This window comes from Dactylosporangium sp. NBC_01737, assembly GCF_035963215.1.
Lineage (GTDB): Bacteria > Actinomycetota > Actinomycetes > Mycobacteriales > Micromonosporaceae > Dactylosporangium.
Map to the genome: position 1 here is coordinate 4,240,681 of NZ_CP109153.1, position 11,186 is coordinate 4,251,866.

The following is an 11,186-nucleotide window of genomic DNA, read 5'->3' on the forward strand; positions in this document are numbered from 1 at the left end:
CTGTGCGACGCTCGGAAGGTCATGAACTTTTTCCAGCGGCTCGATCAGCGGCTGCTCCCCGCCGCCGGCAACGTCCTCGCCCGGCTCTTCCGGGGTGCCGTGCGGCTGCGCGTCTTCACCGCCGTGACCGCGGTGGTCGCGGTCACGGCGACGCTCCTGGTCGTGCACGGTGCGCAGCGGCACCAGCGCAGCGACCCCTCGCTGGGTGACGTGCTGCGCGTCGGCGTCGACGAGGGTGGCTCGATCCCGGTGTACGTGCAGCGCGCGGGCGACGAGCTCGCCGCCCTGCAGGGTGAACAGTCCGTCTACGCGCTGGTCTCGTTCACGGCCTACCTCGGGCCCGACCGGCTCACCCCGGTCCTCACCGGGGTCGCGCTGTCCAGCGTCTTCGCCCGGGTGCCGCTGCCGGGCACCCAGACGGAGCTGGTCCGGCTCGGCGCCTACGAGGTACCCAGGGACGTGGTCGCGGCGATGGACGCGACCGCCGCCCGCAAGGCCGAGGAGGCCGTGCACTACCGGCGGCTGCTGGACAAGGCCGCCAACCAGCCCGGGGACGTGCGGGCCGTGTACCTCGACGGGGCGATCATCGCGGACAAGGAGGCCACCGCGTACAGCGAGCACTGCTCATGCGTCTACGCCGCCGTGATCTACGCCGCGCCGGCCGGTCTGCGCGCCGTCGCGGCCCGCCCGGAGACCCGCGCCGTCGATCCGATCACCGACCTGCGCCGCCTCGACCGGACGGTGTTCCTGCCGCCGCTGCCGGAGCAGGCACAGGTCGCGGGGCCGCTCTCCTCGGCGGCCGCGTCGCCCGCACCGTCCTGAGGCGATATCCCTTCGGCCTGTCGTGCAGTTGATGCAGGGGATGGGCGCGCAGGTGTGGTCCGAATAGTGTTCGGTCCGTAGCCTGAGGTACGGGTGGACGCTGCGGTGTGAGGGAGGGCCAGCGTGGCAGAGCGGGCCGATGCCAGGTGGGACAGGTCTTCGGAGCCGCCCGCCCGTTGGCGCTCGCTGCTGGACCGGGCGTTGCTGGGCCGGTCAAGCCCGGGTGATCTGGATTACGACGGAAGGTTCGAGCGCCCCAGCGCCCCATATCCGCCCGCGCGGCCCTACGATGACGAGCCAATGCATCCCAACGGTTCGCGCCCCCTCGCCGACGCCCCGCCGGTCCGTCGCGCCGACCCTTATGACACTCGTCGAGGTCCCCAGGTGGAATATCAGACCCGCCCGGCGGACCCGACCGAGCAGATGGTGCAGGTCCTGCGCCAGGAGATCCCGACCCCGAAGGTGCTCGCGTTCGCCAACCCGAAGGGCGGGGTCCACAAGACCACGGCGACCGTGCTGACCGCCGCCACCATCGGCAGCGTCCGCGGCAAGGGCGTCATCGCCTGGGACGACAACGAGCTGCGCGGCACCCTCGGGCTGCGCGCCGGCAGCGCCCGGCACGCCCGGACGATCCGGCACCTCATCGCCGACCTCGTCCGGGTGGAGAACGCCTCCGGCTACGACCTGTACGACCAGCTCGACGACTACCTGCGGCACGCGTCGGACGGGTCGTACGACGTGCTCGCCGGCGAGGAGAACCCGCGCTTCGCGCAGCGCCTCGACCCGCACACGGTGCGCCGCGTCCTGGAGCTGCTGCGCCGCACCCACGACGTGATCTGCGTCGACACCGGCAACAACGTGGAGAGTCCCAACTGGCAGACGGTCCTGCAGACCGCGGACCAGCTGGTCGTCACCAGCGTCCCGCGGGAGGACGCGGCGTTCACCGCCGACTGGATGCTCGACCTGCTCGACGAGGCCGGCATGGACGAGCTCGTCGCCAACGCGGTGACGCTGCTGTCCTGCCCGACGCCCAACCCGACGCCGCTCATCGACGACCTCGCCGGGCACTTCCGCACCCGGACCAGGGCCGTCGTCGTGGTCCCCTACGACCCGGCCCTGGAGAGCGGCTCCAACATCGAGTACACGATGCTGGCGCCCGCGACCAAGCGTGCCTGGCTGCGGGCGGCGGCCGTGATGATGGATCCCTATGCGCGCTGAAGTTCGCTGATCGCTGTCCCGAACTTCTGGGTGTGCTCGTCGACCTGTGCCGCCGTGGTCGCCGGTGACATGAGGGCCATGTTGTGGAACGGGGTGAGCAGGATGCCCCGGTTCGCCAGATAGACGTGCAGGTAGTCCTCCAGGTCCGCGTCGGCTGCGTTCGCGCTTTCCGTGCCGGTCCGGGGTGCCGGACTCGCGAAGCGGTACTCAGCTCTGGCGCCGAGCTGGCTTACCGACCATGGCAGGCCGTGCGTGTCGATGACGCGCTGCACGCCTTCGGCGAACCTGCTCGCGAGGGCTTCCATCCGGGCGAAGGCTTCGCCCGTGAGGACGTGTTCGAGGGTTGCTCTGGTCGCGGCGATCGACAGCGCGTTGCCCGCCAGGGTGCCGCCGACGCCGCCCATGTCGACCAGGTCCAGATCCTTCATGTCGTCGAGCTTCTGGGCGATCTCCTGCGAGATGCCGTATGCGGCGGCGGGGATGCCGCCGCCGATCGCCTTGCCGATCGTGACGACGTCCGGCTGCAGCCCCCAGCGGGCGGTGGCGCCGCCGGGGCCCGCGGAGAACGTGTGCGTCTCGTCGTTGAGCAGGTACGTGCCGTACTTCCTGGTGAGCTCGCGGACGCCCTCCAGGTAGCCGGGCTCGGGCAGCACGATGCCGATGTTCGTCAGCGCCGGCTCCATGACCACCGCGGCGACGTCGCCGTGCGCGAGTTCCCGGTCGAGGCCTTCGAGGTCGTTGTACTCCGCGACCCGGCTCGTCACCGTCACGTCGCAGGGGGCGCCGACGTTGCCCTCCCGTTCCCCGGCCCGTCCGTCTTTCACCACGATGAGTGATTCGTCGACGGAGCCGTGGTAGCAATAGCTGTTGAACAGGATCTTCGGTCGTCCGGTGACCGCCCGCAGCAGCCGGATCGCCCACCGGTTCGCGTCGGTGGCGGTGAGCGCGAAGCTCCACTGGCTGACGCCGAACCGCCTGGTCAGCTCCTCGCCGACCCAGGCGGCGTCGGGGGTCGGCAGCATGGCGCAGGCGCCGTCCTTGAACTGGTGCTGGACTGCTCCGGCGACGATCTCGGACGCGTGACCGGCCATGGCCGCCGTGTCGCCCAGGCAGAAGTCGGTGTAGTCGTGGCCGTCCACGTCCGTGAGCGTCGCGCCGCGGGCCTTCGCCAGGTAGAGCGGGAAGCCGGCGGCGTTCTTGTTCATCCAGGTCATCGGCACGCGGCCGAACAGGTGGGTCGCCTTCGCGTACTCCTGCGCGGAGCGGGGGTTACGGTCGGCGAAGGCGGCTCGCTCGCGGCGCAGCAGTGCGCCCAGACGGTCACGGTCGATCATGCTGCGAGTCTCGCAAAGTGTCGTACCCCGGGGATAGGTTCTGCGGCGTGGGGTCGTTCGTACATCTGCACGTGCACACCGAATATTCGATGCTGGACGGGGCCGCCCGGCTGGGACCCCTGTTCGCCGCGGCGGCGAGGCTCGGGCAGCCGGCGCTCGCCATGACCGACCACGGCAACATGTTCGGCGCCTACGACTTCCACCGGCATGCCGTCGCCGCCGGGATCAAGCCCGTCCTCGGCATCGAGGCCTACCTGACCCCGGGCACCCACCGGGGCGACCGCACCCGGGTCCGCTGGGCCGGTGGCGGCGAGGACGACGTCTCCGGCGGCGGCGCCTACACGCACCTGACGATGCTCGCCACCGACGCCTCCGGGCTGCGCAACCTGTTCCGGCTGTCGTCGCGTGCCAGCATCGAGGGCTATTTCTACAAACCCCGCGCCGATCGTGAGCTGCTGGCCGAATACGCCGGCGGGGTCATCGCCACCACCGGCTGTCCCTCGGGCGAGGTGCAGACGTGGCTGCGCATCGGCGACTTCGAGCGGGCCTGCGCCGCCGCGGCCGACCTGCGTGACATCTTCGGCCCCGGCAACCTGTATCTGGAGCTGATGGACCACGGCCTGGGCATCGAGACGCGGGTCCGCAAGGACCTGCTGCGGCTCGGCAAGCGGCTCGGGCTGACCCCGGTCGCCACCAACGACCTGCACTACACGCACGCCGAGGACGCCGACGCGCACGAGGCGCTGCTGTGCGTGCAGTCCGCCACGACCCTCGCCGATCCGAAGCGGTTCAAGTTCGACGCCCGCGACTTCTACCTCAAGTCCGCCGAGGAGATGCGCCGCCTGTGGGACGCCGAGGTCCCCGGCGCGTGCGACGCGACCCTTGCTGTTGCCGAGCGGATCGGGTCCTACGCATCGGTGTTCGCCCACCGCGACCTGATGCCGCGATTCCCCGTGCCCGACGGCGAGACCGAGGACTCGTGGTTGCGCGCCGAGGTGCAGCGCGGCCTGGCCCGGCGCTTCCCGGCCGGGGTGCCCGCCGAGCATGCCCGCCAGGCCGACTACGAGCTGTCCGTGATCAGCAGCATGGGCTATCCGGGCTACTTCCTCGTCGTCGCCGACCTCGTCGCGCACGCCCGCGGGTCCGGGATCCGTGTGGGTCCCGGCCGCGGGTCCGCCGCCGGCGCGCTGATCGCCTACGCCCTCGGGATCACCCAGCTCGACCCACTCGAGCACGGCCTACTCTTCGAGCGGTTCCTCAACCCCGAGCGGGTCAGCATGCCCGACATCGACATGGACTTCGACGAGCGCCGCCGCGGTGAGGTCATCCGCTACGCGACCGAGCGCTACGGCGACGACCGCGTCTCCCAGATCATCACGTTCGGCACGATCAAGGCAAAGGCCGCGATCAAGGACTCGGCGCGGGTCCTCGGCCTGCCGTTCTCCGTCGGCGAGCGGATCACCAAGGTCGTGCCGCCGCCGGTGCTGGGCCGCGACATGCCGCTCAGCGGCGCCTTCGACCCGGCCCACCCGCGCTATCAGGAGGCCGTCGAGCTGCGCCGGCTGTATGAGGGCGAGCCAGAGGTCCGCACCGTCGTGGACACCGCCCGCGGCCTCGAAGGTCTCAAACGGCAGTGGGGCGTGCACGCGGCCGGCGTCATCCTGTCCCGCGAGCCGCTGCTGGACGTGCTGCCGATCCAGCGCCGCGAGCAGGACGGCGCGATCATCACCCAGTGGGACATGGGCGCCTGCGAGGACATCGGCCTGCTCAAGATGGACCTCCTCGGCCTGCGCAACCTCACCATTCTCGACGACGCCCTCGAGGCGATCCGGCAGAACCGGGGCGTCGACCTCGCCGTGGAGGACGTGCCGCTGGACGACGCGGCGACCTATGCGCTGCTGTCACGCGGCGACACGATCGGCGTGTTCCAGTTCGACGGCGGCCCCGTCCGTGCCCTGCTGCGCTCCATGGCCCCCGACACGTTCGCCGACATCTCCGCCGTCGGCGCGCTCTACCGGCCAGGCCCGATGGGCGCCAACGCGCACAACGAATACGCCGACCGCAAGAACGGCCGCCGCCCGGTCACCCCGATCCATCCCGAGCTCGCCGAGCCCCTCGCGGACATCCTCGGCGACACCTACGGGCTGATCGTCTACCAGGAGCAGGTCATGGCGATCGCCCAGCGGGTCGCCGGCTACTCCCTCGGCGCCGCCGACCTGCTGCGCCGCGCCATGGGCAAGAAGAAGAAGGAGATCCTCGACCGGGAGTTCGCCCCGTTCTCGGCGGGGATGCGCGAGCGCGGCTACTCCGACGGCGCGATCCGCACCCTGTGGGACCTGCTGGTGCCCTTCTCCGACTACGCGTTCAACAAGGCGCACAGCGCGGCATACGGCCTCGTCGCCTACTGGACCGCCTACCTGAAGGCCAACTATCCCGCGGAATACATGAGCGGCCTGCTCACCTCGATCGGCGGCGACAAGGACCGCTCCGCGTTCTACCTCGCCGAGTGCCGGCACATGGGCATCCGCGTCCTGCCGCCCGACGTCAACGCCTCCCAGGGTCACTTCTCCGCCGTCGGCACCGACATCCGCTTCGGCCTCAGCGCCGTGCGCAACGTCGGGCCGGCGGTCGTCGCGGCGATCGTGCGCGCCCGGCCGTATCGCGGCTTCTCCGACTTCCTCGCCAAGGTCGACCAGGTCGTGTGCAACAAGAAGACGATCGAGTCGCTCATCAAGGCCGGCGCCTTCGACTCGTTCGGCCACACCCGCCGCGGGCTGCTCGCTGTCCACGCCGACGCCGTCGAGGCCGTCATGGTCACCAAACGCAATGAGGCCATCGGCCAGTTCGACCTCTTCGGCGCCACCGCGCTGGACGCGTCGCCGCCCATCCCGGCCATCGAGTGGGACAAGGCGGAGCGGCTCGCGTTCGAGCGGGAGATGCTCGGCCTCTACGTCTCCGACCACCCGCTGCGCGGCTTGGAGACGGCGCTGCGCCGCGCCGCCGACCGGTCCGTGGCCGCCCTCGCCGACGAGGACACCGTCCCCGAGGGCACGACCGTGACGCTCGCCGGCATCCTGTCCGGCGTCCAGCGGCGCGTCACCCGCCAGGGCCGCCCCTGGGCCTCGGCGACCCTGGAGGACCTGGACGGCGCCGTCGAGGTCATGTTCTTCCCCAACACGTATGAGCTGGTCGGGCAGTATGTCGCCGAGGACGCCGTGGTGGCGGTCCGCGGCCGCGTCGACCGCCGCGAGGAGGCGCCCCGGCTGATGGCCAGCGACCTGGGCGTGCCCGACCTGACCGCCACCGACCCGGCGCCCCCGGATGCCGTGCCGGCGCCGGGGTCTGTGGGGCCGCTGGTCCTGTCGCTGCCGCCGCAGCGGTGCACGCCGCCGCTGGTGCAGCGGCTCCGGGAGGTCCTCGGCCGGCATCCCGGCGACACCGAGGTGCAGGTCGAGCTGGCCGACGGCGAGCGGCGCCCGCTCCTGGCGATCGGGCTGCCGCGCGTGACGGTCTCGCCGGGGCTGCTCGCCGAGCTCACGACGCTGCTCGGCCCGTCCGCCGTGCCACGGTCCGTTCCCGCCGGTCCGCCGGGCGGGCCGGCCGCGGAGCACCCGGCGGGGGCGGCCGGCGCGGGCGTCCCGGCGGTCGGTGGTGGCGGCACGGGTCGGGGCAAGGACGCGGCGCCTGGCAGGATGGGATGGTGAGCATCGCCCCGATCGAGCCGATCGACCAGCCGGAGCTGCCCAAGCCGTCCCTGCCGCGGCGCCGGTCACCCGGCCTGGAGGCACTGTTCGGCCTGGTCGTCGCGGTCGTCGTGACCGTGCTCGGCGCGCCCGTCGGCCTGCTCTGGTCCTGGATCGCTCCGGAGGTCGAGCTGATCCAGACGCCGTACGGGCCCTATCCGATCGAGGGCGAGCCCGAAGGCTACTTCGCCGACGACGGCTGGTTCATGATCATCGGTGCGGTGGTCGGGATCCTGATCGCGGTCGTCGCCTGGATCGTCCTGCGCCGCTACCGCGGCCCGCTGATCCTCGCCGGCCTGGTCGTCGGCTCCGCGGCCGGTGCGGCGCTCGCCGCCTGGCTCGGCAACAAGATCGGCTACGCGCACTACCTCGACCTGGTCGAGCACGCCCCGGTCGACACCCACATCTTCCGCCCCGCGAAGGTCCGCGCCGGCGACTCGGGCCTGCTGTATGGCTTCGTCCCATGGGTCCAGGGCTCACTGCTCATCCAGGCGATCCTGGCCGCCGTCGTCTACACGGGCCTTGCCGGCTTCCACGCCTCACCCACCCTGACCTACGACTCGGACCCCGCGCTGCCGGGCGACCCTTATCACCCCGCTTACGCCGGCTACCCGTACGGCGCCCCGAACCAGCCTCCCGCCTACGGCCAGCCCGGCTACGCTCCTCCGCCCGGCGACGGCGATCCCGGGCCGGGCCCTTGGCAGCCCGGCACCGGCCAGCACGGATCGGGGCCTTGGCACGGCGGCGGTCAGCCCGGGCCGGGTCCCTGGCCCGGCGTCGGTCAGCTCGGTTCCGGTCCCTGGCCGGAGGGTGGTCCGGCTGCATACGGACCGTCCGGAGGCGACCAGGCGCCGACCGGCCCGCCGGTGAACGGTCAGCCGGCCTCCGGGCTGCTCGACCTCCGCAAGCAGGACCACGCCTCCACGCAGGGCGCGCCCGATGCCCCGGGCGGATCTGCGGCCTCCACCCCGGCCGGCGCCGCTCCTGCTGCCGGGCCTGCGCATCCCCAGCCAGGCTCCGCCGACCCGGCCCACCTGCCGCCGGACCCCGCCCGCGAGGACTGGCAGGCTCCGTGACCCCTGCGCTCCCACCCTTCAGGGTGCGGCAGCGTCCGGTCCCCGCCTGACCCGCACCCGATCACCCGGTCGCCTGGTCACGGAGGAAGTTCGAGCGACCGGCAACGGGCGCGGCACCGTCTTGGGATGACGATCGCCGTCCGAGCCGTGGTCTTTCCGGGCCGGCCATCGGCTCACGCCACGCTGCCGGCCGCCACCTGCTCAGCGCCCGCGGCGTGCGCCCCGACATCCGTTCCTGCGGGTCACCAGGGGCCGGCCCTGCGAACGCGCCACCGTCGCCTCCATCGGCAGACAGGTGAGCGGCGCCGCGCAGCCGGTTGCGGGCAGTGGAAGGGGTCAGTTCGGGCTGGAGGGGACCGCGAGGTCCGACAGCGCGACCGGCACCGCCCTGACCTGGGCGAGCAGGGTCGCCTCGCGGCGCAGCAGGGTGCGTTCGGCCTTCAGGCGGCTGACCGTGTCGGGCTCGGCGAGCAGTGACTGGCGGTCCTCGAGGGTCAGCGAGGCGGTCGCCGCGACCAGGTGCGACAGCACCGTCGGGTCGTCGGGGAGCTGCTCGCCGTCGCCGTCGTCGTCGCTGCGGACCGCCTTCAGGTACTGCTGGAACGCCGCGAGCACGCCCGCCGCCAGTTCCTCCTCGCGGTCGGGCTCGCCCTTGGGCTCGGGGAGCCACTCGACCTCGCCGGTCAGGTACGGGGCGTCGTTGCGGGCGAGGGCGAGGAGCCGGAAGCGGCGCCGGCCGACGGTCATGAGGTCGAAGCGGCCGTCGGGGAGCTCGGTCATCTGGCGGATCTCGGCCGCGCAGCCGACCTCGTACAGCGACAGGGCCTCGCCGGCGGTGATCGACGCGTCGGTCGTCTCACCCTGCTCACCTTCGACCCGGCCGACCTCCCAGCCGCGGCGGATCGCGATGACGCCGAACTCGCGGGGGAGGCTGGCGGGCAGCTCGGCGAGGTGCTGCACGAGCGTGCGGTAGCGGGGCTCGAACACGTGCAGGGGCAGGACCAGCCCCGGGAACAGCACGGTGCCGAGGGGGAACAGCGGCAGGAGGGTCCGCTCGGGTTCGTTCGCTTCCTCCACGGGGCGAAGCCTAGCCGAGCGGACCCGGCGCCGTTCAACGCAGCGCGGCGAAGAATTCGCGGATGTCGTTGACGAGCAGGTCCGTGGCCTCGTGGGCGGCGTAGTGGCCGCCGGCGTCACGTCCTTCGGGGCCGGGCCGGCCCGCGTCGTACGAGTGCCAGCTCACGATGCGGGAGTGGTCACGCTCGGCGAACGGGCGGATCGACTGGAAGTCCCCGGCGAACATGGCCAGGCCCGTCGGCACGGTGGTGGGGCCGCTGACGGTCTCCTCGGCGTGCGCGTCCTCGTAGTAGAACCGCATCGCCGACGCGGCGGTGCCGGTGAACCAGTACACGGCGACGTTGGCGAGGATGAAGTCCGCGTCGAGCGAGGCGCCGAACAACTGCGCGTTCCAGGCGAGCAGCCCGACGGGTGAGTCGGCGAGCGCGAACGCGAGGGTCTGCGGCTGCTGGCTGTGCAGGATGTTGAACGACATGAGGTTGTCGTAGAACCACTGGAGCTTCGCCAGGGCCGCGTGGGCGGTCTCGTCGAGGGCGGCGAACTCGGCGGGGTCGCCGCTGGGGAACGAGAACAGCTGGGTGACGTGCACGCCGATCACCCGGTCGGGGGCGTTGCGGCCCTGCTCGGGCGCGATCATCGAGCCGGCGTCGTTGCCGACGGCGCCGAAGCGGTCGTAGCCGAGGAGGCGCATCAGCTCGTTCCAGGCGCGGGCGGTGCGGTGCCGGTTCCAGCCGCGGCTGCGGGTCGGGCCGGAGAACCCGAAGCCCGGCAACGACGGGATGACCAGGTGGAAGTCCCGTGACAGCGGCTCGATGACGTCGAGGTACTCGATGATCGAGCCGGGCCAGCCGTGGGTGAGGATCAGCGGTACGGCGTCCTCGCGGGGCGAGCGGATGTGCAGGAAGTGGATGTCCTCGCCGTCGATGTCGGCGATGAACTGCGGGTGCCGGTTGATGCGCGCCTCGACGGCCCGCCAGTCGAACCGCTCCAGCCAGTGCTCGGCGAGGGCGCGGACGCGGTCCGCCGGCACGCCGTAGCTGTCGCCCACGCCGGGCAGCTCGTTGGGCCACAGCGCCTTGCGGAGCCGGGCGTGCAGGTCGTCGATCGCGGTCTGCGGGACGTCCACGGTGTACGAGCGGATCATTGCCGGCCTCCAGGCATCGAGCGGAATGTTCTGTTCCGTTTCGAGACTAGCAGACCGGAACGATCCGTTCCAGTCCTGGGGTACAGTGATGGCATGACGACGAACCTGTCCGGCCGGCGCGTGCAGGCGGCCCGCAACGACGGCGCGATCCTCTCCGCCGCGCGCGACGTGTTCCTGGAGGACCCGAAGGCGCCGATCGCCGCCGTGGCGGAGCGGGCCGGGGTCGGGATCAGCGCCTTGTACCGGCGGTACAAGGGGAAGGACGACCTGCTGCGCACGCTGTGCCATGACGGTCTGCGCACCTTCATCGCCGAGGCGGAGCGGGCCGCGGAGGAGCCGGACGGGTGGGCGGCGCTGGTCCGCTTCCTCGGCGGCGTCGTCGAGGCGGACGTGCACTCCCTGACCGTGCACCTGGCGGGCACGTTCACCCCCACGCCGGAGATGAGCGCCGACGCCGTGCGGGCGGGCACCCTCGCGGGCGGCCTGGTCGCCAGGGCGCACGAGGACGGTGGACTGCGCCCGGACGTCGTGGTGGCGGACGTCACGCTGATCCTCGAGGCGTGCGCCGCGGTGCGGGTGCCCGACCGCGACCGCACCGTCGAGCTGCGGCGGCGTCACCTGGCCCTGATGCTGGACGGGATGCGGCGCGGGGACGCCGCCGCGCTGCCCGGGCCGCCACCGGACGCGGCCGAACTGAACTGGCGCTGGGCGCAATCCCGACAGCCCGCACAGCGGGACGCGACAGAATAATTGTCAGCGGTTCCGCCTAGAC

General features: G+C 72.1%; 6 protein-coding genes and 2 pseudogenes. 5 read left to right on the top strand and 3 right to left on the bottom strand.

The annotated features are described in order from the left end of the window. Window positions 1–21 precede the first annotated feature (21 nt). Window positions 22–822, top strand: a complete 801-nt coding sequence (locus OHA72_RS19220; protein ID WP_327009178.1) for a hypothetical protein — start codon at window positions 22–24, stop codon at window positions 820–822. 426 nt (window positions 823–1,248) lie between these two features. After that, window positions 1,249–2,040 (top strand): annotated as a pseudogene (locus OHA72_RS19225) (MinD/ParA family ATP-binding protein); the annotation flags it as partial. Here OHA72_RS19225 and OHA72_RS19230 read toward each other — a convergent pair. Next, entirely contained in the window at window positions 2,028–3,374 is a 1,347-nt protein-coding gene (locus tag OHA72_RS19230) for a transaminase (protein WP_327009179.1), read from the bottom strand. The pseudogene OHA72_RS19225 and the gene OHA72_RS19230 sit on opposite strands and share 13 nt — an antisense overlap. A gap of 89 nt (window positions 3,375–3,463) precedes the next feature. Between OHA72_RS19230 and dnaE the strand changes: the two are divergent. Beyond that, a pseudogene (dnaE, locus tag OHA72_RS19235) lies at window positions 3,464–6,937 on the top strand (DNA polymerase III subunit alpha); the annotation flags it as partial. Window positions 6,938–7,074: 137 nt separating this feature from the next. Then, a complete protein-coding gene (locus tag OHA72_RS19240) occupies window positions 7,075–8,193 on the top strand; it encodes a DUF2567 domain-containing protein (protein WP_327009180.1) in 1,119 nt (372 codons plus the stop codon). Window positions 8,194–8,529: 336 nt separating this feature from the next. Here the strand turns inward: OHA72_RS19240 and OHA72_RS19245 are convergent, their stop codons facing one another. Then, the gene (locus OHA72_RS19245) at window positions 8,530–9,270 is read right to left on the bottom strand and encodes an LON peptidase substrate-binding domain-containing protein (protein ID WP_327009181.1); all 741 of its coding nucleotides are present in this window, start codon (window positions 9,268–9,270) and stop codon (window positions 8,530–8,532) included. A 34-nt stretch (window positions 9,271–9,304) separates the two neighbouring features. Beyond that, window positions 9,305–10,414 carry an epoxide hydrolase family protein gene (locus OHA72_RS19250; RefSeq protein ID WP_327009182.1) on the bottom strand — a complete coding sequence of 370 codons (1,110 nt, stop codon included), beginning with the start codon at window positions 10,412–10,414 and terminating at the stop codon, window positions 9,305–9,307. Between the two features lie 93 nt (window positions 10,415–10,507). On the opposite strand from OHA72_RS19250, the gene OHA72_RS19255 reads away from it, so the two are divergent. After that, on the top strand, window positions 10,508–11,164 hold the full coding sequence (locus OHA72_RS19255; protein WP_327009183.1) for a TetR/AcrR family transcriptional regulator: 657 nt from the start codon (window positions 10,508–10,510) through the stop codon (window positions 11,162–11,164). Window positions 11,165–11,186 lie beyond the last annotated feature (22 nt).

Coding starts and splice junctions, on each gene's coding strand:
- OHA72_RS19220 (WP_327009178.1), top strand. CDS start 22: ATGAACTTTTTCCAGCGGCTCGATCAGCGGCTGCTCCCCGCCGCCGGC.
- OHA72_RS19230 (WP_327009179.1), bottom strand. CDS start 3,374: ATGATCGACCGTGACCGTCTGGGCGCACTGCTGCGCCGCGAGCGAGCC.
- OHA72_RS19250 (WP_327009182.1), bottom strand. CDS start 10,414: ATGATCCGCTCGTACACCGTGGACGTCCCGCAGACCGCGATCGACGAC.
- OHA72_RS19255 (WP_327009183.1), top strand. CDS start 10,508: ATGACGACGAACCTGTCCGGCCGGCGCGTGCAGGCGGCCCGCAACGAC.